Annotated in this window: 18 protein-coding genes; 10 read left to right on the top strand and 8 right to left on the bottom strand. The window is 68.1% G+C overall.

What is annotated here, in order from left to right; all coding sequences use genetic code 11:
• Positions 1-39 precede the first annotated feature (39 nt).
• Together AC07OH_RS28770 and AC07OH_RS28765 are read right to left on the bottom strand one after the other, a co-directional pair.
• Positions 40-519 carry a hypothetical protein gene (locus AC07OH_RS28770; RefSeq protein WP_062473882.1) on the bottom strand — a complete coding sequence of 160 codons (480 nt, stop codon included), beginning with the start codon at positions 517-519 and terminating at the stop codon, positions 40-42.
• An 11-nt stretch (positions 520-530) separates the two neighbouring features.
• Entirely contained in the window at positions 531-1295 is a 765-nt protein-coding gene (locus AC07OH_RS28765) for a Crp/Fnr family transcriptional regulator (protein WP_062473884.1), read from the bottom strand.
• 84 nt (positions 1296-1379) lie between these two features.
• Between AC07OH_RS28765 and AC07OH_RS28760 the strand changes: the two genes are divergently transcribed.
• The 7 genes from AC07OH_RS28760 (at position 1380) to AC07OH_RS28730 (ending at position 9724) form a co-directional block, all read left to right on the top strand.
• The gene (locus tag AC07OH_RS28760; protein ID WP_495302969.1) at positions 1380-3344 is read left to right on the top strand and encodes an AMP-dependent synthetase/ligase; all 1965 of its coding nucleotides are present in this window, start codon (positions 1380-1382) and stop codon (positions 3342-3344) included.
• Positions 3341-4126 carry an ABC transporter ATP-binding protein gene (locus AC07OH_RS28755; RefSeq protein WP_062473888.1) on the top strand — a complete coding sequence of 262 codons (786 nt, stop codon included), beginning with the start codon at positions 3341-3343 and terminating at the stop codon, positions 4124-4126. The genes AC07OH_RS28760 and AC07OH_RS28755 overlap by 4 nt, the downstream gene beginning before the upstream one ends.
• A gap of 2 nt (positions 4127-4128) precedes the next feature.
• A complete protein-coding gene (locus AC07OH_RS28750) occupies positions 4129-5058 on the top strand; it encodes a branched-chain amino acid ABC transporter permease (protein WP_495302968.1) in 930 nt (309 codons plus the stop codon).
• Positions 5059-5062: 4 nt separating this feature from the next.
• On the top strand, positions 5063-6127 hold the full coding sequence (locus tag AC07OH_RS28745; RefSeq protein WP_062473892.1) for a branched-chain amino acid ABC transporter permease: 1065 nt from the start codon (positions 5063-5065) through the stop codon (positions 6125-6127).
• A gap of 73 nt (positions 6128-6200) precedes the next feature.
• Positions 6201-7532, top strand: coding sequence for an ABC transporter substrate-binding protein (locus tag AC07OH_RS28740; protein ID WP_139700550.1), 1332 nt, complete (start codon positions 6201-6203; stop codon positions 7530-7532).
• Between the two features lie 85 nt (positions 7533-7617).
• Complete coding sequence (locus tag AC07OH_RS28735) at positions 7618-8430, top strand: ABC transporter ATP-binding protein (RefSeq protein ID WP_492683399.1); 813 nt, start codon at positions 7618-7620, stop codon at positions 8428-8430.
• Between the two features lie 46 nt (positions 8431-8476).
• A complete protein-coding gene (locus AC07OH_RS28730; protein ID WP_095747134.1) occupies positions 8477-9724 on the top strand; it encodes a phenylacetate--CoA ligase family protein in 1248 nt (415 codons plus the stop codon).
• On the opposite strand, the gene AC07OH_RS28725 is transcribed toward AC07OH_RS28730, so the two are convergent.
• Both AC07OH_RS28725 and AC07OH_RS28720 read right to left on the bottom strand, forming a co-directional pair.
• The gene (locus AC07OH_RS28725) at positions 9715-10668 is read right to left on the bottom strand and encodes a hypothetical protein (protein ID WP_495302967.1); all 954 of its coding nucleotides are present in this window, start codon (positions 10666-10668) and stop codon (positions 9715-9717) included. The genes AC07OH_RS28730 and AC07OH_RS28725 overlap by 10 nt on opposite strands.
• A gap of 16 nt (positions 10669-10684) precedes the next feature.
• Positions 10685-11869: a M48 family metalloprotease gene (locus AC07OH_RS28720; RefSeq protein ID WP_495302966.1), complete on the bottom strand. Its 1185-nt coding sequence runs from the start codon at positions 11867-11869 to the stop codon at positions 10685-10687.
• A gap of 204 nt (positions 11870-12073) precedes the next feature.
• Between AC07OH_RS28720 and AC07OH_RS28715 the strand changes: the two genes are divergently transcribed.
• A complete protein-coding gene (locus AC07OH_RS28715; RefSeq protein ID WP_489061214.1) occupies positions 12074-13048 on the top strand; it encodes a tripartite tricarboxylate transporter substrate-binding protein in 975 nt (324 codons plus the stop codon).
• Between the two features lie 81 nt (positions 13049-13129).
• Here AC07OH_RS28715 and AC07OH_RS28710 read toward each other — a convergent pair whose 3' ends face one another.
• Complete coding sequence (locus AC07OH_RS28710) at positions 13130-15253, bottom strand: carboxypeptidase regulatory-like domain-containing protein (RefSeq protein WP_495302965.1); 2124 nt, start codon at positions 15251-15253, stop codon at positions 13130-13132.
• Positions 15254-15434: 181 nt separating this feature from the next.
• Between AC07OH_RS28710 and AC07OH_RS28705 the strand changes: the two genes are divergently transcribed.
• Complete coding sequence (locus AC07OH_RS28705; protein WP_495302964.1) at positions 15435-16418, top strand: helix-turn-helix transcriptional regulator; 984 nt, start codon at positions 15435-15437, stop codon at positions 16416-16418.
• 64 nt (positions 16419-16482) lie between these two features.
• Here the strand turns inward: AC07OH_RS28705 and AC07OH_RS28700 are convergent, their stop codons facing one another.
• Positions 16483-18612 (bottom strand): PQQ-dependent dehydrogenase, methanol/ethanol family, encoded by a 2130-nt coding sequence (locus AC07OH_RS28700; protein ID WP_495302963.1) that lies wholly within the window; start codon positions 18610-18612, stop codon positions 16483-16485.
• 143 nt (positions 18613-18755) lie between these two features.
• Between AC07OH_RS28700 and AC07OH_RS28695 the strand changes: the two genes are divergently transcribed.
• The gene (locus AC07OH_RS28695) at positions 18756-20009 is read left to right on the top strand and encodes a helix-turn-helix domain-containing protein (protein WP_495302962.1); all 1254 of its coding nucleotides are present in this window, start codon (positions 18756-18758) and stop codon (positions 20007-20009) included.
• Positions 20010-20013: 4 nt separating this feature from the next.
• On the opposite strand, the gene AC07OH_RS28690 is transcribed toward AC07OH_RS28695, so the two are convergent.
• The gene (locus AC07OH_RS28690; protein WP_495302961.1) at positions 20014-21168 is read right to left on the bottom strand and encodes an ROK family transcriptional regulator; all 1155 of its coding nucleotides are present in this window, start codon (positions 21166-21168) and stop codon (positions 20014-20016) included.
• Positions 21165-21968, bottom strand: a complete 804-nt coding sequence (locus tag AC07OH_RS28685) for an ATP-binding cassette domain-containing protein (RefSeq protein ID WP_095747145.1) — start codon at positions 21966-21968, stop codon at positions 21165-21167. The genes AC07OH_RS28690 and AC07OH_RS28685 overlap by 4 nt, the downstream gene beginning before the upstream one ends.

The following is a 21968-nucleotide window of genomic DNA, read 5'->3' as shown; positions in this document are numbered from 1 at the left end:
AAGGCCGCAAGGCTAAGGGATATCGAAAGGCCGCGCGCGTCAGCCGGTACGGAACTGGGCGCGCAGGAAGTTGCGGTGGCGGGCGATGTGCTGCAGCTGTGCGGGCGCGATGGAGCCGCCGAGGTCGACCTCGTCCGCGCCGTTGAGCACCGCGTTGGCGTTCGCCATGGCGCGCGCCACGACTTCTTCCTCGCTCACGCCGAGCTGCGCCGCCAGGTCGAGTGCGACGCGGCGCATGGCGCGCTGCGACAGCATCCACATCGCGCCGAAGCGGTCCCAGGCCAGCGCGGCTTCTTCCGACTTCTCGCGGTCGGCCAGGATGTCCTTGAGCGGGCGCGCCAGGATCTCGTTGAGCGCGTCGATCTGTTCGCCCAAGGCCTCCGCGCGGTCGATGGCTTCTTCCAGCGTCGGGCCGTCGTCTTCCTCGTTGCGGGCCTGCGTGGCCTGTTGCTGCTGCGGCGGCAGAAAGCTCGCCTGGGCGTCGGCGGGCACGATCTGCAGGTGGTCGGAGAGGGCCATGTTTTTTTCTTTCAGTTCGAAGTGCTGTTGTTCTTGCGGCTGGACATCGCGGTGGCGCGCAGGCCCGGCAGGTCGAGCACGCGCAGGCCACCGTACTCCACGCGGATCAGCCCCTGCGCCGACAGCGCATTGAGCGCCTCGTTCACGCGCTGGCGCGACAGGCCGACAAGGTACGCCAGTTCCTGCTGTGTGATGCGCAAGACCTCGCCCACGCCGGGGTACAGCACCGGGTTGAACAGCGACACCAGGTTGCGCGCCACGCGCGCGTCGGGGTTGTTGAGGCGGTCGATCTCCAGCGCCGCGATGAACTGGCCCAGCCGCTCGTTGAGCTGGTTCATCACGAAGCGGTTGAAGCCGATGGAGTGGTCGAGCAGCCAGTGGAAGCTCTCGATCGGCAGCCCCGCCACGAGGCTGCGGCGCAGCGCCTGGATGTTGTAGCGGTAGGGCTCGCGCTTCATCACCGTGCCCTCGCCGAACCAGCCACCGGGCGGCACGCCGGTGTAGGTGACCGAGCCGCCGTCGGCGTTGTCGTTGCTCATCTTCAGCAAGCCCTCGACCACGCCGAACCAGTAGGTGGGCGAACGCCCGACGCGGCACACGAGGTCGCCGGGCTCGGCCTCGCCCACCACGAGCGTGGCCTCGGCGCGGCGGCGCTCGGCGGGCGTGAGCGTCGGCAGCCACGGAATGCCGTCGAGTTCAGCGGCATTGGCAGGGCGCACGCGGTCCTTGATGGAACCGCCGAGCACGTTCTGTGGGTTGAGGTTGCCAGGAGGCATCGGGAAACTCCGGGGAGTAGTGTCCCTAGGATTGTCGTTGGAACGACAACCGGGCGTCAAAGTGGGACCTACGATCCGCCCACTGTGCAAACCACCGCCCCCACCTTCCCCCGTCTGCTGCTCGCGCATGCCGAGGCCCGTCCCGAGGCCCCCGCCGTGCGCGAAAAAGACCTTGGCATCTGGCAAACCTGGACCTGGAACGCCGTGGCGCAGGAAGTGCGCGAGATGGCCTGCGGTCTGGCAAGCCTTGGCTTCAAGGCCTTCGACAACCTCGCGATCGTCGGTGCCAACCGGCCGCACCTGTACATGGCCGTGCTCGCCGCGCAAAGCCTGCGCGGCGTGCCCGTGCCGCTGTACCAGGACGCGGTCGCGAGCGAGATGGTCTTCATGCTGAACGACGCAGGCATCGAGTTCGTGATCGTCGAAGACCAGGAGCAGGTCGACAAGCTGCTCGAATGCCGCGAGCTGCAGCAAGGGCAGGAGGGCCAGCAGCAGGGCATCCGCCACATCATCTACGACGACCCCAAGGGCCTGCGCCACTACGACCAACCGGGGCTCATGAGCTACGAGCAGCTGCGCGAGCTGGGCCGGGCCTTCGACAAGGCCAACGCCGGCTACTACGACCGCGCCGTGGCCAGCGGCGAAGCCAGCGACGTCGGCGTGATCCTCTACACCTCGGGCACCACCGGCCGCCCCAAGGGCGTGTGCCAGACGCACGCCAGCTTCATCGCGGCGGGCCGCGGCGGCGTCGAGACCGACAAGCTCGGCCCCGGCGACAACATCATGAGCTACCTGCCGATGGCGTGGGTGGGCGACCACCTGTTCTCGGTGGCGCAGTGGCTGGTGGGCGGCTTCACGCTCAACTGCCCCGAGTCGGCCGAGACGGTGATGAACGACATGCGCGAGATCGGCCCGAGCTACTACTTCGGCCCGCCGCGCACCTTCGAAGGCCTGCTCACGGCCGTGTCGATCCGCATGGAAGACGCGGCCGCACCCAAGCGCTGGCTGTATGCGAAGTTCATGGCGCTGGCGCAGCGCGTGGGCGCCGACATCCTGAACGGCGCACCGGTGAGCACCGGCGACCGGGTCATGTACAGCCTGGGCAACCTGCTGATCTACGGCCCGCTGCGCAACGTGCTGGGCATGAGCCGCATCCGCGTGGCCTACACGGCCGGCGCGGCCATCGGGCCCGACCTGTTCCGCTTCTACCGCTCCATCGGCGTGAACCTCAAGCAGTTCTACGGCCAGACCGAGACCTGCGCCTACGTGTGCCTGCAGCAGGACGGCAAGGTCAAGCTGCAGACCGTGGGCACGGCGGCGCCGGGCATCGAACTGAAGATCGCCGACGACGGCGAGGTGCTGGTGCGCGGCGTGTCGGTGCTCAAGGAGTACTACAAGCGCCCCGACGCCACGGCCGAGGTGCTCGACGCCAACGGCTACTTCCACACCGGCGACGCGGGCGTGCTCGACAGCGAAGGCCACCTGCGCATCATCGACCGCGCCAAGGACGTGGGCCGGCTCGTGGGCGGCGCGATCTTTGCGCCCAACTACATCGAGAACAAGCTCAAGTTCTTCCCGCAGATCAAGGAGGCCGTGTGCTTCGGCAACGGCCGCGACGAAGTCTGCGCCTTCATCAACATCGACTTCGAGGCGGTCGGCAACTGGGCCGAGCGCCGCGGCCTGGCCTACGGCGGTTATGTGGACCTGGCCGGCAAGCCCGAGGTGCTGACGCTGATGGCCGAGTGCATCGCCAAGGTCAACGCCGACCTCGCGGCCGAGGACGGCATGGGCGAGACGCAGATCGCGCGCTTCCTCGTGCTGCACAAGGAGCTCGACCCCGACGACGACGAGCTGACCCGCACGCGCAAGGTGCGCCGCGGCTTCATCGCCGAGAAATACGCCGTGCTGGTCGACGCGCTGTACGGCGGCAAGACCGCGCAGTACATCGAGACCCAGGTCAAGTTCGAGGACGGACGCACGGGGGTTGTCAGCGCCACGCTGAAGATCAACGACGCCAAGACCTTCCCCATCGTGAAGGCCGCCGCATGAGCAATCGGAAAATTGGCGACGTCATCCTCGACGTCCAGAACATCAGCCTGAGCTTCGGCGGCGTGAAGGCGCTGACCGACATCAGCTTCAACGTGCGCGAGCACGAGGTGCGGGCCATCATCGGCCCCAACGGCGCGGGCAAGAGCTCGATGCTGAACTGCATCAACGGCGTGTACTGGCCGCAGCAGGGCTCCATCACCTTCCGCGGCCAGACCTTCAAGCACATGAACTCGCGCCAGGTGGCCGAGATGGGCGTGGCGCGCACCTTCCAGAACCTGGCGCTGTTCAAGGGCATGAGCGTGCTCGACAACATCATGACCGGGCGCAACCTCAAGATGAAGAGCGGCCTGTTCGCACAGGCGCTGCGCTGGGGCCCGGCCGAACGCGAAGAGCTGCAGCACCGCGAGTTCGTCGAGCACATCATCGACTTCCTGGAAATCCAGGCGCACCGCAAGACGCCGGTGGGCCGCCTGCCCTACGGCCTGCAAAAGCGCGTCGACCTCGGCCGCGCGCTGGCGATGGAGCCGCAGGTGCTGCTGCTGGACGAACCCATGGCCGGCATGAACGTCGAAGAGAAGCAGGACATGAGCCGCTTCATCCTCGACGTGAACGACGAGTTCGGCGCGACCATCGTGCTCATCGAGCACGACATGGGCGTGGTGATGGACATCTCCGACCGCGTGGTGGTGCTGGACTACGGCAAGAAGATCGGCGACGGCACGCCGGATGAAGTTCGGAACAACGAAGACGTGATCCGGGCATACCTCGGCGTGGAGCATTGACCATGGGATTTTTCCTCGAAACCCTTTTCGGCGGCCTCATGGTCGGCATGCTGTATTCGCTGATCGCGATCGGCTTCGTGCTGATCTACAAGGCCTCGGGCGTCTTCAACTTCGCGCAGGGCGCGATGGTGCTGTTCGCGGCGCTGGCCATGGCGCGCTTCGCCGAGTGGTTCCCGCAGTGGTTCGGCTTCCAGAGCCAGATCCTCGCGAACATCCTGGCCTTCATCGCGGCCATGGCCGTGATGATCGTGGTGGCCTGGCTCATCGAACGGCTGGCGCTGAGCAAGCTGGTGAACCAGGAAGGCATCACGCTGCTGATGGCCACGCTGGGCATCGCGTACTTCCTGGACGGCGTGGGCCAGACGATCTTCGGCAACGACATCTACAAGATCGATGTCGGCATGCCCAAGGAACCGCTGATGGTGCTGCAGGGCACCTTCGAGGGCGGCCTGCTGCTGAGCCAGGAAGACCTGATCGCCGCGCTGGTGTCCGCCGCGCTGGTGGTGGTGCTGGCCATCTTCTTCCAGAAGACCGCCACGGGCCGGGCGCTGCGCGCGGTGGCCGACGACCACCAGGCCGCGCAATCGATCGGCATTCCGCTGTCGCGCATCTGGGTGATCGTGTGGTCGGTGGCCGGTTTCTCGGCACTGGTGGCCGGGATCATCTGGGGCTCCAAGCTCGGCGTGCAGTTCTCGCTCTCGCTGGTGGCCCTGAAGGCGCTGCCGGTGGTGATCCTCGGCGGGCTGACCTCGATCCCCGGCGCCATCATCGGCGGCCTGTTGATCGGTGTCGGCGAGAAGCTGTCTGAAATCTATCTCGGCCCCATGCTCGGTGGCGGCATCGAGATCTGGTTTGCCTACGTGCTGGCACTGGTCTTCTTGCTGGTTCGCCCGCAAGGCCTGTTCGGCGAAAAAATCATCGATCGGGTCTGAGCACATGTTCTACAGAGAAAACGGCCAGTTCAAGTCGAGCTACCGCGCCGACCAACAGATCTTCCCGATCGCGCAGGACCGCCTGGCGATCCTGGTGCTGCTGCTCGTGGCGTTCGTCGTGGTGCCGATGGGCGTGTCCGACTACTGGATGCGCGCCATCCTCACGCCCTTCCTGATCCTGTCGCTGGCGGCGCTGGGCCTGAACATCCTGGTCGGCTACTGCGGCCAGATCTCGCTGGGCACCGGCGCCTTCATGGCGGTGGGCGCGTACGCGGCCTACAACTTCCAGGTGCGCATCGACGGCATGCCGCTCATCGCCTCGCTGCTGCTGGGCGGGCTGTGCGCCACGGTGATCGGCGTGCTGTTCGGCATTCCGAGCCTGCGCATCAAGGGCCTGTACCTGGCGGTGGCCACGCTGGCCGCGCAGTTCTTCACCGACTGGGCCTTCCTGCGCATCCAGTGGTTCACCAACAACTCGTCGTCGGGCTCGGTGAGCGTGGCGGGGCTGAACGTGTTCGGCGTGCCGATCGAATCGCCGGTGCAAAAGTATCTGTTCTGCCTCATCTTCGTGGTGGTGTTCGCACTGCTCGCCAAGAACCTGGTGCGCAGCGCCATCGGCCGCGAGTGGATGGCGATGCGCGACATGGACGTGGCCGCCGCGGTGATCGGCATCCGCCCGGTGTACGCCAAGCTCACGGCCTTTGCGGTGAGCAGCTTCATCGTCGGCGTGGCCGGCGCGCTGTGGGGCTTCATCCACCTCGGTGCGTGGGAGCCGGCGGCCTTCAGCATCGACCGCTCGTTCCAGCTGCTGTTCATGGTGATCATCGGCGGGCTGGGCTCGATCATGGGCAGCTTCTTCGGCGCCGCCTTCATCGTGCTGCTGCCGCTCTTCTTGAACCAGCTGCCGGGGTGGCTGGGCTTCTCGATCTCGACCGCATTGGCCTCGCACCTGGAGACCATGATCTTCGGCGCGCTGATCGTGTTCTTCCTGATCGTCGAGCCCCACGGCCTGGCGCGGCTGTGGTCCACGGCCAAGGAAAAGCTGCGGCTGTGGCCCTTCCCGCACTGACAGGTTCCCGTTCTTGTTGTTGTTGTTCGTTCGTAAAAACCCGGCACCGAGGTGCCCACAAAAGGAGACAGGCATGACACTGAAATCGCTCGCTCTGACCGCCGCCCTGGTGGCCAGCACCCTCGGCGCGGCCTTCGCGCCTTCGCTCGCGCAGGCCCAGGCCAAGGAACAGTTCTTCCCGCTGCTGGTGTACCGCACCGGCCCCTACGCGCCCAACGGCACGCCCTGGGCCAACGGCAAGCAGGACTACATCAAGTACATCAACGCCACCGGCGGCATCAACGGCGTGAAGATCACGTACGAGGAATGCGAAACCGGCTACGCCACCGACAAGGGCGTGGAATGCTACGAGCGCCTGAAGGGCCGCCCCGGCGTGACGCTGTTCGACCCGCAGGCCACCGGCATCACCTTCGCGCTGACCGACAAGGTGCCCACCGACAAGATCCCGCTGATCACGCTGGGCTACGGCCTCTCGGCCTCGCAGGACGGCGGCGTGTTCAAGTGGAACTTCCCGCTCATGGGCTCCTACTGGACCGCGGCCGACATCCTGATCCAGCACATCGGCAAAAAAGAAGGCGGCATGGACAAGCTCAAGGGCAAGAAGATCGCCCTCGTGTACCACGACTCGCCGTTCGGCAAGGAGCCGATCCCGCTGCTGCAGGAGCGCGCCAAGCAGAACGGCTTCGAGCTGTCGCTCATTCCCGTGACCGCACCGGGCGTGGAACAGAAGTCGGCCTGGCTGCAGGTGCGCCAGTCGCGTCCCGACTTCGTGCTGCTGTGGGGCTGGGGCGTGATGAACTCCACCGCGCTGAAGGAAGCCGTGGCCACGGGCTACCCGCGCGAGAAGATGTACGGCGTGTGGTGGGCCGGCGCCGAACCCGACGTGAAGGACGTGGGCGCCAACGCCAAGGGCTACAACGCGCTGGCGCTGAACACCTCGGGCACGCAGCCGAAGGTGATCCAGGACATCCTCAAGCAGGTGCACGACAAGGGCCAGGGCACGGGTCCGAAGGACGAAGTGGGCTCGGTGCTCTACACGCGCGGCGTGATCATCCAGATGCTGACCATCGAGGCCGTCAAGCGTGCGCAGGAACGCTTCGGCAAGGGCAAGGTCATGACCGGCGAGCAGGTGCGCTGGGGCATGGAGAACCTCGCGCTCGACCAGAAGAAGCTCGACGCACTGGGCTTCTCGGGCGTGATGCGTCCGGTGAGCACCTCGTGCCAGGACCACATGGGCTCGACCTGGGCGCGTGTGCACACCTGGGACGGCGCCAAGTGGGGCGGCATGTCCGACTGGTACGAGGCCGACAGCCAGATCATCAAGCCGATGGTGAAGGCCGCTGCCGACAAGTACGCGGGCGAGAAGAAGTTGACGCGCCGCGAAGCCGCGGATTGCCAATCCTGATGCACTGAGTGCCGTGGCGGCTCGCAAGAGCCGCCATTCGCAAGGACGGCGATGTGCCGTTCTTGCGAATGCTTCGGACCACACCATGAGCGAACCCAAGATCCTTCTCAACGTCAACGGCATCGAGGTCATCTACAACCACGTGATCCTCGTGCTCAAGGGCGTGTCGCTGACCGTGCCCGAAAGCGGCATCGTGGCGCTGCTCGGCGGCAACGGCGCCGGCAAGACGACCACGCTGCGCGCCGTGAGCAACCTGCTCGCGGGCGAACGCGGCGCCGTGACCAAGGGCACCATCGAGCTGCGCGGCGAGCGCATCGAGGCGCTGTCGCCGGCCGAGCTGGTCAAGCGCGGGCTGATCCAGGTGATGGAAGGCCGCCACTGCTTCGCCCACCTGACCATCGAAGAGAACCTGATGACCGGCGCCTACACGCGCACCGACGGCAAGGCCGCGGTGCAGGAGACGCTGGAGAAGGTGTATGCGTATTTCCCGCGCCTGAAGACGCGGCGCACCTCGCAGGCGGCCTACACCTCGGGCGGCGAGCAGCAGATGTGCGCCATCGGCCGCGCGCTGATGGCCAACCCGACCATGGTGCTGCTCGACGAGCCCTCGATGGGCCTGGCCCCGCAGATCGTGGAAGAAGTGTTCGAGATCGTGAAAGACCTGAACACCAAGGAAAAAGTGACCTTCCTGCTGGCCGAGCAGAACACCAACATGGCGCTGCGCTACGCCGACTACGGCTACATCCTGGAGAACGGCCGCATCGTGATGGACGGCGAGGCCAAGAGCCTGCGCGAGAACGAGGACGTGAAGGAGTTCTACCTCGGCGTGGGCGGCGCGGACCGCAAGAGCTTCCGCGACGTCAAGAGCTACAAACGCCGCAAGCGTTGGCTGGCCTGAAGTACCCACCCCAGAGCGACCGAATCGATAGACGAAGGGTACGGACATGAACGACCACTACGACCAACTGGAAATCCGCGACCCCGCCGAACGCGAACGTGACCTGCTGGCCGCGCTGCCCCGGCAGATCGCCCAGGCACAGACTGCAACGTCCGCCTTCACGAAGATCCTCGACGGCGTGAAGCCCGGCGACGTCACCTCGCGCGAAGCCCTCGCGAAGCTGCCCGTCACCCGCAAGTCGGAACTGCTCGAGCTGCAGAAGGCACGCCGCGCCGACGACCCCTTCGGCGGCTTTGCGTCGATCGTGCGCGGGCCGCGCATGCCGCGCATCTTCGCGAGCCCCGGCACCATCTACGAGCCCGAGGGCGAGGCGCGCGACTACTGGCGCACCGCGCGGGCGCTGCATGCGGCGGGCTTTCGCAGCGGCGAGCTGATCCACAACAGCTTCAGCTACCACATGACGCCGGCCGGCTCCATCATGGAAAGCGGCGCGCACGCCATGGGCTGCACCATCTTCGCGGGCGGCACGGGCCAGACCGAGCAGCAGCTCGAAGCCATCGTCGACCTCAAGCCCGACGGCTACGCGGGCACGCCGAGCTTCCTGAAGATCCTGCTGGAGAAGGCCGAAGAGAAGGGCCAGAAACTGCCGTGGTTCACCAAGGCGCTCGTGTCCGGCGAGGCCTTTCCGCCCAGCCTGCACGACTGGATCGCCGCGCACGGCGTGCAGGGCATCCAGTGCTACGCGACCGCCGACCTGGGCCTCATCGCTTATGAAACCAGCGCGCGCCAGGGCCTGGTGATCGACGAGGGCGTGCTGGTCGAGATCGTGCGTCCCGGCACCGGCGACCCGGTGCCCGACGGCGAGGTGGGCGAGATCGTCGTCACCACCTTCAACCCCGACTACCCGCTGGTGCGCTTCGGCACCGGCGACCTCTCGGCCGTGCTCGCGGGCACCTGCCCCACGGGCCGCACCAACAAGCGCATCAAGGGCTGGCTCGGCCGCGCCGACCAGACCACCAAGGTGCGCGGCATGTTCGTGCACCCCTCGCAGGTCGCCGAGGTCGTGCGGCGCTTTCCGGAGATCGTGCGCGCGCGGCTCGTGGTGTCGGGCGAGATGGGCGACGACCAGATGACCTTCAAGCTGGAATGCGCTGGCGCACCGGCCGGGCTCGACGCACGCATTGCCGATGCGGTGCGCGAAGTGACCAAGCTGCGCGGCACCATCGAACTGGTGGCGCCGGGCACCTTGCCGAACGACGGCAAGGTGATCGAGGACGCGCGCAGCTACAAGTAGGGGCGGTACAGGCGGCGCGTGATGAAGCGCGTGAGGAGCACGGTCAGCAAGGGGTAGAGCGGTACGAGCGCGGCCAGCAGGATGACCAGGTCGCCGACACCGGCCATGCTGGTCTGGGACGGCTCCAGCAACCCCAGTCCCGCGAGGATGACGGCAGCGCAGCCCGCCAGCACCAGCACAAAGGCCAGCACCGACGCGGCCACGGCCCGGAAGGGCCGGACCCGTGTGGGGAGCGGGCCACGGCCGATGCCGAGCCACGCGCCCCAGAACGCCAGAGCAAAGACCAACAACGGCGGCGCGACCCAGCTCAGGAAGGGCGCCACGCGGTCCATGGTCCTCATGGCCTCGTGCCACGGGTCCGTGACCATCGCGCACCAAATCTGGATCGACGCGGACACGGCGGCGATCAACAGCGCTACCGTGGCGCGACCCGGCGATGCGCTCGCGGGCGCCGCGGCGTCGGCATCGCCCGCATCGAACGACGCGGCCGATGCCTGAGTGCCCTGCCTCAGCGCAAGCCAGGTTGCCAACCACACGCTCAGCACCAGCATCGCCAGTTGCACCAGCCGACCGCCCGGCATGTAGAGCAACCCCAGCCCGTAGAGCCACGGGCTCAGCACGAAGTAGTCCAGCACCCGCACGATGAGATAAGCGCCGGCATGGCGCACACGCGGGCCGCACAGCTGCGCCAGGCGCGCACCGCCACGCACCTCCAATGCCTGGCGCGCATGGCTCCAGGCCAGTGCCGCCGCCAGCACCCAGGAGATTGCGAGGTTGGCCGCCATGCCCGCCCACACGTCGAGGCCATAGCCCTCGTGCCCCGAGCCGGGCCACAACTGCCTACCGAAGTGGACCCCCACGATGGCCGCTTCGACCGCCACGGTGATGAGCGCGAAGTCGCGCGGCAGGCGCCACGCGTTTGCGATGGAAGCGGGAGACGCCATCAGGGCCAGTGAACGGCTACTTCTTGCAGCTCGCCGGCAACGCCTTGTCCTTCAATCCATCACCCGCGCTGCAATGCCAAGCAATGCCCCGGTCCGTCGACGACGGCTCCATGCGCAACGTGCCCTGGGGCGTGGTCACCTCCACCACCATGCTGTCCGGGTCGAGCGTGAGGGTCGCGCCGTTGGGCAGGTTGCCCGGCAGGCCGACGGCGGCCAGGGTGTCGGGGATCTCGGCCTTTTCTTCATAGTGGCGCGTGAGCGCGTCGCGCACCGGCGCGCCCTGGGCCCAGGCCTGCGCAACGACGGCGCGGGTCTGGTACTCCTGGTAGGCGGGGATGGCCACGGCCGCCAGCACGCCGATGACAGCCACCACGATCAACGCACCCGCCGCGCCGCCGCCGGCCCGGCCGGCATACGGCACGAAGAGCGCGAGCAGGTAGGCCACCGGGTTGCGCTCGGGCAGCTTGGCGCCCGGGTCGATGGCGCGGGCGACGCGCTTGGTGAGCCAGGGGTAGCCGCCGATGAGTTCGTGGAACGAGCCCCAGAAGCCGCGGTTGCCGCTCGACTGGGCGGCATAGCGCTGCAGGTTCACGTTGCGCCACTGCTGCGCGCCGGCGGCCAGCGCCACCAGCGCGCGCGGCGCGGAGTCGACCTCGCGGCAGCAGGCGGCGCCGTGCAGGTCGCAGGTGTATTCCTTGGCGCGCGCATAGGCCGCGCCCAGCAGCGGCAGCCAGAGCACGGGCGCGCGCCAGATGTGGCCCGTGAGGTGGCCGCGGCGGATGTGGCCCAGCTCGTGGCCCATGTAGAAGTGGATGCCGTCGGGCTGCGCCTCCATGGCGTCGACCACGTCGGACAGCAGCACCACGAAGTTGCGCCCGAAGAAGCGCGTGGCGAAGGCGTTGAACATGCCGTCGCCGTGCAGCAGGTAGGCCTCGGGCGGCTGCGCGATGCCCAGGCGGGTGCAGCAGTCGACGAAGCGCGCGTGCAGCTCGGGCAGCTGCTGGGGCGACAGCTTCACGCCCGTGCCCTTGATCCAGGCGATGACCGCCGACTGCGCGAACACGTAGCCGATGAAGCCCAGCAGCACATAGACGAGCGCGATGCCCAGCGTGCCCACGATGATCAGCGCCCAGGCCAGCAGGCCCAGCACGAGCGTGAGTTTGCCGAGCCAGCGCTCGCGCGGATAGACCCAGGGATCCATTGGTTTCTTCTCCTCGATGCCGCCCGTCGGGCTGGCCTGTTTGTGGTTGTGGTCACCCCGGCGCGGGTGCGCGGGACGGGCGTGATCATGCCCCAGCATGGGGCGAAAACGGTGACATTCCTAAGGGCTATTCGGTATGGGTCAGCCCCCGGTCAGCCGATAAGATCGCGACCCTTTCCATTTAAAAACTCCGTCGGAGACATCATGAAGAAACTGTTCGCCCTCGCGGCGATTGCCGCGGCCGCCTTCGGCGCACACGCCCAGGACTTCCCCGCAGGCAAGCCCGTGACGCTGGTGGTGCCTTTCTCGGCCGGCGGCCCGACCGACCGCGTGGCCCGCGACCTGGCCGAATCGCTGCAGAAGACGCTGGGCACGACGATCATCGTGGACAACACCGCCGGCGCCGGCAGCTCGATCGGCACCGCCAAGGTGGCGCGCGCCAACCCCGACGGCTACACGCTGCTGCTGAACCACATCGGCATGTCGACGATGCCGGCGCTGTACCGCAAGCTGCCGTTCAGCGTCGAGAACGACTTCGAATACCTCGGCATGGTCAATGAAGTGCCCATGACGCTCATCGGCAAGCCCGGCCTGCCCGCCAACAACTACAAGGAACTGGCGACCTGGATCAACGCCAACAAGGGCAAGATCAACCTGGGCAACGCCGGCCTGGGCGCCGCCTCGCACCTGTGCGGCCTGCTGTTCCAGAGCGCGCTCAAGGTCGAAATGACGCCCGTGCCGTACAAGGGCACCGCGCCGGCCATCGCCGACCTGCTGGGCGGCCAGATCGACCTGCTGTGCGACCAGACCACCAACACCACGTCGCAGATCGAAGCCAAGAAGGTCAAGGCCTACGCCGTGACCACCGCCAAGCGCCTGACGACGCCCGCGCTGAAAGACCTGCCCACGCTCGACGAGTCGGGCCTGAAGGGCTTCGAAGTGTCGATCTGGCACGGCGTGTATGCCCCCAAGGGCACGCCCGCACCGGTGCTGAAGAAGATCAACGAAGCCATCCGCGCTGCCATGAAGGACCCGGCGTTCATCAAGCGTGAAGAAGGCCTGGGCGCCGTGATCACCACCGACAAGCGCGTCGAGCCGGCCGAGCACAAGAAGTTCGTTGCCGCCGAAATCGCCAAGTGGGGCCCGATCATCAAGGCCGCTGGCGTGTACGCCGACTGATCCTTTCGATCTCCCATAGAAAAAGCCGCCGGCCCTTTCGGGTCGGCGGCTTTTTTCATGCGGTGGTGACAGCAGGAAGGCTCAGGGGAGCGAGACGGTCCACGCCTCGAAGTTCTTGCGCACGTCGACCTGGCGCGCGGTGCGTGCCGTGAAGATGAAGCTGCTGACCGACGAGCCCTGCGCGTATTGGTAAGCGTTGTTGCCGACGCTCACGCAGTGGTTGTCGCTCGGCGAGTTCACCGGCTGGCAGTAGATGACGGCCTTGCGCGCCGAGGTGCGCACCGTGATCGAATCGGTGAAGCGGTTGTTGTTCGGGCCACGGCCGGCCACCAGGAAGGTGGTCGGGGCGTAGGCGCCGTTCGGCACCGACCAGCCGTCGAGGTTGCCCTCGGCGCTGAAGTCGATGTTGTTGGCGCTGGGGTCGGAGGGAACCGGCGCGCCGAACACGATGCCGCGCGGAACGCCGTCGATTTCCGACATCAGCTCGGCGCGCAGGGCCGGCGTCATTTCCACGGTCGGCAGTTGCACGGCCTCGGCGAGGGTCGGCGCGCGCGAGAAGGTGCGCGCGTACTGCACCGGGTTGGTCCCGCCGGCCGCCAGGAAGAACTCGAGCTTCCAGACCGCCTGATCGGGAATGGCGCCCAGCTGCGTGTCGTCGAACTGCGGCGATGCGAAGAGATTGCCGGGCTCGATGCTGCTCGGGTTGCCGCCTTGCGCCGGGTCCACGTAGCGCGCGGCCATGCGCCACAGCGAGGAGTTCAGCGCGCCGTTGGCGGTGCCGTCGGTGGTGAGCACCAGGGTGGTCAGCCCGGCCCGGGGCACGAGGACCAGTTCACGGCCGGGCAACGCGGACGAGGTGGCCACCACCTTCGTGAAGATCGAGTCGCCGTTGCCGTCGAGCACGTTGTCCACCGACAGGTTGTAGCCCGCGGCGTGGTACTTCAGGTTCGCGTGCTTGAGGAAGTCCTTCAGCTCCTGCTGCGGGCGCACGGCGGCGCGGTAGGCATTGCTGTTGCCGGTGAGCTTGAGCGCGCCATTCACGATCCTGGCGTTGAAGACGTCGTTGTCGGTGTTGCCCACGCTGTCGGTCCAGCGGTAGGTGAGCGCGACGTCGCCGCCCGGGTGGAAGTATTCGAAGTTGCCGCGGTCGTGCTTCAGGTTCGTCGGGCCGAAGCGGAACAGGCTTTCGAAGGGCCGGCGCGGACCGCTCGACGCGCGCCCGATGTGCAGGCCGGCCGCGACGAAGCTGGCCGGGTCGTCGCCCACGAACAGCGTGCGGCAGGCCGGCGCGACCACGTTGGCGGCCTCGCCGAAGGCATTGCCGTCGGAGCCGATGGTGCTGTCCACGCGTTCGTTCAGCGGCAGTGCGTAGCAGGCGTTGAGGCGGTCCAGCAGGTCCTTGACCATCGCCGGCGTGGGCGGCTGCACGAGGGCTGCGGCATCGACCGCGGGCAGCGGCGCAATGGTGCTCTCGCCGGTGCGAAAGACGATGGACACGGGCGCGCTCTCTTCGCTCGCGGGCTGCGCCTTGACGGTGATCTCGATGTTGGCGGCCGTGCCGTCGGGGCGCACCGACACGTTCAGCGTGTCGAGCACGCGGTCCTGTCCGGTGCCGTTGGCTTGGAAGGTGCCGCTCATCGGGTCGATGTGGGTGTTGAGCGCGTCCAGCAGCGGCTTGAGCGCAGCCACGAGCTTGGCCACCTGGTCGCTGATGGCGCCCGGGGTGACGGCGCCGGCATCGGCCTGCACCGCGGCGGCCAGCTTCGACGGATCGCCGTTGGGCGACAGCTGCGCCACCACCACGGTGGTCAGCGGCGTGACGTTGGTGGTGCCGGTGGCGGTGCTGGCGGTGGTGCTGTAGAGCGTGAGGTCGTCGCGCACGGCCTGGATCACCAGCGGCGCCTTGGTGCCCGCGGGCAGCACGCAGCTGTAGGTGCCTTCGGCCGGCACGGTCACTTCGCAGACCTTGGCGCCGGTCTGGTCGAACACGGTGAGCGCGGCGCCGGCAAAGGCCGCGCCGGTGGCGACGGTGCCGCTCAACGTGCCGGGCGACTCGGCGGCGGGCGGCGTGCCGCCGTTGCCCGTGCCGACGGGGAATGCAAAGCCACCGCCGCCGCCGCCACCCCCACCGCCGCCGCAGGCGCCGAGGATCAACAGGGAGGCAAGGGACAGGGCGTGGGGAATTCTGGAGGTGGGGTGGGGCATCGTGGGTCTCTCGAAAAGGGAAAGGGCCTGGTCAGCAACCGAGGGCGCTGCAAACAATAGCTTTCGCTTTTGGAAATCAAATGATGCAAATGCACCATTCTTGAAACCGTGCGGCCGAGCCCCGCGCGCGTCACCGGAACATGGGATGGGCACGTGGCGCCGGGGCTGGAAGACTCCCCGCATGACCTTCACGGCCGGTGTCCCGCGCGACTTCAGCGAACTCCTGTTGCGGCTGTACCGCCTCTCGCACGAGCTGCCCATCGACGCCTTCCAGGACGCCGCGCTCGACCTCCTCAAGCCCGTGCTGCCCTTCGACTCGTCGATGTGGGGCACCGCCACCCGCACCGACCACGGCATCGACATCCACACGATCCACCTGCACAACCAGCCGGTCGAGATGGTCATGGCCTACGAGCAGGTCAAGCACATGGACACGGCCGCCGTCGAGGTGGCCAGGCGGCCGAAGTCGACGCTCGCCTTCAACGCCGACGCCTGGTTCTGCCGCGACGACCAGGCCGCGCTGCGCGAGCACGGCCGGCGCTTCGAGCAGGCCAACTTCTTCATCAGCTCGGACGCGAACCCGCAGACGAACTTCGTGCACTGGCTCAGCCTGTTCCGCGCCGACCCGCAGGCCCACCCGTCGGAGGCCGAGCGGCAGCTGCTCGAGAGCCTCGCGCCGCACGTGATGCAGGCGCTGGCGCTGAACCGCGTGATGCACCTGGACCGCCTCGAAGCGGGCAGCGCGTCGCCCGGCGGCTCGGCCATCGGCGACCTGCGCGGCGTGCTGTACCACGCCGACCAGCTGTTCGAGGCCATGCTGAAGGCCGAGTGGCCGGCTTGGCACGGCCGCACGCTGCCCGATGCGCTGCTGCAGCATTTCCTGCAGGGCCATGCGCGCTTCAACGGGCGCGAGATCGTGGTCACGCACCGCGTCGAGCAGCGCCTGCTGTTCCTCAAGTGCCGCCATCGCTGCCGCGCCGACAGCCTCACGCCGCGCGAGCACACCATCGCCGAGCTGCTGGCGCGCGGCGACACGCACAAGGAAGTGGCCGCCATCCTGAACCGTTCGCCGGCCACGGTGCGCAACCACATCCAGTCGATCTACGACAAGCTGCAGGTGGGCAACGTGGCGGGGCTGATCCACGAGCTGCGCCTCGCAGGCTGACAAGCGCCCCGCCCCAAAAGAAAAGGCGCCGTCGGCGCCTTTTCTGTTTGAGTCCGCGATGCCTCTACTTGGGCCGGATCGCGTCCGCCGTGCCCTGGATGAAGGCCTTGATGCTCTCGATGTCGTCGCCCGAGAGCTTGCCCGTGAAGTCGGGCATGCCGCGCGACATGGCCGGGCCCTTGAGCACGAACTTGTCGAGGTTCTCGATGTAGGCCGGGTCGAGGTAGCCCAGGTTCGGGATGTTGCCGCCGCGGTCCACGCCCGGCACGCCGTGGCAGAACACGCAGTTGCTCACGTACAGCATGGTGCCGGCCTGGACCTTGGCGGGGTCGTACTTCACGCCCTGCACCAGCTTGGCCATGCGGTACTCGACGAAGGCGGGCATCTTGGCCGTGCCGCCGACCGCAAAGGTGTAGACCGTGCCCGGACCCTGGCGCTCGGTGGCGCGCTGCGCCAGGCCGTACACGCCGCCCCAGCCCACGGCCACCGACACGTACTGCTTGCCGTCCACCATGTAGGTCGCGGGCGCCGCCACCACGCCGGTGCCGGTGGGCGTTTCCCACAACTTCTCGCCGGTCTTCGCGTGGTAGGCCACGAGGCGCCCGTCGGCCGTGCCCTGGAACACGAGGTCGCCAGCGGTGGTCAGCGTGCCGCCGTTCCACGGCGAGGCGTAGTCCACGCCCCAGGCTTCCTTCTGCTTGATGGGGTCCCAGGCCACGAGGCGGCCGAAGGGCTTGCTCGTGGGCGGCTCGACGTTGGCGAACTTGCCCAGGTTCCAGCCCAGCGCCGCGTGCGGCCGGCCGGGCGCGTTCTCGTCGAACTTCCAGGCCTTGTCGTCCATCAGGTTGATCGGCACGTGCTGGGCCGGCAGGTAGGCCAGGCCGGTCTGCGGGTTGTAGGACATCGGGTGCCAGTTGTGCGCGCCGAACGGGCCCGGGATGCTGTCGCCCGGCTTCTCGTTCTGGCGCGCGGCGGGGACCTCGATGGGCCGGCCGTTCTTGTCGTAGCCCGTGGCCCAGTTGACCGCGACGAAGTTCTTCGCCGAGATGAACTTGCCGTTGGTGCGGTCGATGACGAAGAAGAAGCCGTTCTTGGGCGCATGCAGCAACACCTTGCGCGCCTTGCCGTTCAGCTTGACGTCGGCCAGGATCATCGACTGCGTGGAGGTGTAGTCCCAGTTGTCGCCGGGCGTCTCCTGGTAGTGCCACTTGTACTTGCCGGTGTCGGGGTCGAGCGCGACCACCGAGCCCAGGTAGAGGTTGTCGCCGCCTTTGGGGCTGCGCGCCTTGGCCGCCCAGGGCGAGCCGTTGCCGGTGCCCACGTACATCAGGTTGAGCTCGGGGTCGAAGGCGAAGCTGTCCCAGGCGGTGCCGCCGCCGCCGGCTTCCCAGTACTTGCCGCTCGGGTCCCAGGTCTTGGCGGCGCGTGCCATCGACTCGTCTTCGAAAGGCTTGCTCGGATCGCCGGGCACCACGAACCAGCGCCATTTCTGGTCGCCGGTCTTCGCGTCGTAGGCGGTGACGTAGCCGCGCACGCCGTACTCGGCGCCGCCGTTGCCGATGATGACCTTGCCCTTGAACACGCGCGGCGCGCCGGTGATGGTGTAGCTGCCCTTCTGGCCGTCGATGGTGTTCTTCTCCCACACCTTCTGGCCGGTGGCGGCGTCGAGTGCGATCAGCCGGCCGTCGTAGGCGGCCACATAGACGCGGCCCTCGTACAGCGCCACGCCGCGGTTGACCACGTCGCAGCAGCCCCTGAAGCCTTTCGACCTGTCGACCTGCGGATCGAAGGTCCAGATCTTCTGCCCGGTGCGCGTGTCGATCGCATGCACGATGCTCCACGAGGCCGTGACGTACATGATGCCGTCGACCACCAGCGGCGTGGCTTCCACGCCGCGTGTCGATTCGAGGTCGTACGACCAGACCAGCCCCAGCTGCTTCACATTGCCGGTGTTGACCTGGTCGAGCTTGCTGAAGCGCGACTCGGCGTAGTCGAGCCCGTGGCTGGGCCAGTCGGGCGTCTTCTTCGCCGCGTTGGCGCGCACGAAGTTGCCGTCGACGCGCTTGGCGGCCGCGCCGGCGCGGTCCTGCGGGGTGGCCGCGGTCTGGGCCAGCGCCGGGGCCGCCAGGCCCAGGCACAGCAAGGCGCCCGCAAGCAGGCGCCGCCCGGAAAGAGGCTTTGTTATCGTCTTCATCGTGGTCTGTCTCCTTCGTCGTTCTGCCCCAAGGATCGTTCGCACGGCGCCAGCCTTCACCCCCGGGATTTCCCCAGTCCAGCCTTGTTCCATTGCGGAACACATTCGAGACGGTCCCTGAATCCAGAAGAGGCAGCGAACCCATGGCGCTCGACAGGCTCGGCACGGCGGATGCGCCGCGCCAACTCTTTGCCAGCACGCCGGCGCAGCGCGTGGCGCTGGCGCGGCAGCAGTTCTTCGAAGAAGGCGTGCGCCCCTCGGGGCTGGTCGGCGAGGCGGTCATCCAGTCGTGGATGCGCTGCAGCCGCACCCACGCCGACCGGCAGCGCGTGGTGTCCTTCGACGCGGTCACGCCCAGCCGGCTGCACACCACGCTCGCGCGCAACCGTGAGCTGCTGGACGTGGCGCGGCACGAGCTCGCGCAGATGGAGCACATGCTCGCGGGCACCGACTGCCGCGTGATCCTGACCGACCGCGACGGCGTGGTGGTGCATGTCACGAGCCAGCCCGCCGGCACGCACCAGCCCGTGCTGCGCCAGACCGCGCGCCTGGGCGTGAACATCTCCGAGCGCGTCGTGGGCACCACGGCGCCGGGCATCGTGGCCAGCACCGGGCAGGCCTGCACCGTGGACGGCGCCGAGCACTACTACGACGTGCTGTGTCACATGCAGTGCGCCGCGGCGCCGATCCGCGACGTGAGCGGCCAGCTCGCGGGCGTGCTCGACCTCACGGTGGAGGCGCGCCGCTTCGGCTTCGACGCGGCCTCGATGGTGGCGCTGCACGCCACCATCATCGAGAACCGGCTGCTGCAGGCGCAGTCGCGCGACCACCTCATCCTGCGCTTCCAGGCCAGCCCCACGCTGCTGGGCACGCCGCTCGAGGCGCTCGCGGGCATCGCACCCGACGGCACCATCGCCTGGCTCAACAACGCCGGCGCGCGGCTGCTGGGGCGGCTGCCCGAGGCCCCCGACGACCGCGACGTGGAATGCCTGCTGGGCCACGATCTTGCGAGCCTGCTGCGGCTGGGCCGGCGCGAGGCCGCGCAGCCGCTGCGGCTGGCCAGCGGGCTCGGCGTGTGGATGCAGGCGCAGCTCAAGGGCGCGGACGGCGCGGACTTCCGGCACGCGGTGGCGATGCCGGACATGGCGAGCGCACAGGTCGATGCGCCCGCGGCGATCGACGTGCAGGCGGAGCCGCCCGTGGCGCTGGCCTCCGTCGGCGAGACACCACCGACCGAAACCCTGCGCGAGCACAGTCGCAAGCTGATCGAGGACACGCTCGCGGCGCACGGCGGCAACGTGTCGCAGGCAGCGCGGCAATTGCGCGTGTCGCGCGGCACGCTGTACCGGCGGCTGCGCGGCTGGCGCGACGACGACAGCAGCGCAGCAGCGGACTGACGGCTCAGGCGCCGGCGCGCGCCAATGCACGCGCGCGGCGCGCCTTCGCATCGGGCTGCAGCGGCCGCAGGTAATCGTGCAGCGCCAACGCCGCCGCCCCCACCGCAGGCGCGAGCGCTTCGTAGCGCGCCGTGCGCAGTTCCGGCGCGGGCATGCCGGCACGCTCGGCATGGCCCTTCACGCCTTCGAACGCCGCCTGCGCGAACTCCGGATGCTCCGCGCAGACCTTGCCCCCGAGCACGATCGCGCGCGGGTTGAAGGTGACCCACAGGTTCTGCAGCAGCACGCCGAAGAAGGCGGCGGCGCGCGCCATGTCCGCGCCCTCGCGTGCCAGCACGCGCGAGCCGAAAAAAGCCTCGGCGCAACCGCGCCGGCCGCACGAGCACAGTGGCCCATCCAGCTGCAGGATGGTGTGGCCGATCTCGCCGGCCATGCCTTGCGCGCCGGTGAAGAGGCGGTCGTTCAGCACCACGCCCGCGCCCACGCCGACGTCACTGTTGACGAAGATCAGCGGGTCTTCGCCCTCGCCCGCGGCGAACTCGTACTCGCCGAGCGCGGCCGCATCGGCGTCGTTCTGCAGCTGCACGGTGACGCCCGGCAGGCCCGCTGCTGCCAGTGCCTTTTCGAGCGCGGGCAGCAGGTTCACGTTGCGCCAGCCGAGGTTCGGCGCGAAGCGGACCACGCCCGTGCAGTCGTCCACCGCGCCGGGCACGCACACGCCGATGCTCGACAGGCGCAGGCCGCGCTGGTCGAGGTGCGCGTGCGCCGCTGCAGCCATGCGCGCGACCTGTGCGCACACGCGGGCGGGCTCACCGTCGTCCAGCGGCTGGGCTTCCGCATGCAGCACCTCGCCCTGCAGCGAGACGCACACGAGGCGCAACGTTTCGACGGCGATCTCCACGCCCATCAGCGCGCGCACGCCGACGTTGATCTGCAGCGGCGTGGACGGCCGCCCGAGCCCGTCGGCCACGGCCGCGCCCGATTCGCTCAACCAGCCCTCGTCGAGCAGCTCGCGCACCAGCAGGCTCACGGTCGATTTGGTGAGCCCGCTTTCGCTCGCGAGCCGCGCACGCGACAAGCCCGGCTGCGCGCGCAGCAACCGCAGCAGCACGCTGCGGTTCAGGCGCTTCAAGAGCTGCTGGTCGCCGATGGTCTTCATGCCGCTGCGGTGGCCGCAGTTGCCGCGTGGTGCGCCTGTTCGCGTCCCTCGGGCCGCTTGCCGGCGATGATCATCCCGAGCACCTCGTCCTCGGTGACGTCGGCCGTGCGGTAGGTGCCCACGAGCTTGCCGTTCTTCATCACCGCGAGCCGGTCGCTCAGCGAGAACACGTCGGGCATGTCGTGCGTGATGAGGAAGATGCCGACGCCGTCGTCCTTCAGTTGCTTGACCAGGCGCCCGACCATCGCCGTCTCTTCGGGGCCGAGCGCAGCGCAAGGCTCGTCCATGATGAGGATGCGCGCGTTGAAGTACAGCGCACGCGAGATCGCCACCACCTGCCGCTGCCCGCCCGACAGGCGCCGCACCGGGATGCGGATGTTGGTGAAGTTCTTGTTCAGGCGCTGGAACACCTTGCGCGCCTGCACTTCCATGAAGTGGTCGTCCAGCGTGTTCCACGCCGTCATCTTCTCGCGACCCAGAAAGAGGTTCGCCACCGAGTCGAGGTTGTCGGCCAGCGCGAGCGTCTGGTAGATGGTCTCGATGCCTTGGGCCTGCGCCTCGGCGGGCGTGCGGATGTGGACCTTCTCGCCCGCGATGAGCGTGTCGCCCGAGTCGATCGGGTAGGCGCCCGCGAGCATCTTCATCAGCGTGGACTTGCCCGCACCGTTGTGGCCCAGCAGAGCCACCACCTCGCCGGGGTAGAGATTGATGCTCACGCCGTCCACGGCCTTCACGCCGCCGAAGGCCTTGCGGATCTCGCGCAGCTCGACGAGCGGTTTCGTCTTGTCGATGTCGGCCAT

This window comes from Variovorax sp. GW821-FHT10C12 (assembly GCF_059415405.1).
Note: the sequence above shows the minus strand (reverse complement) of the source record. Positions and strands in the feature narration are given on the sequence as shown.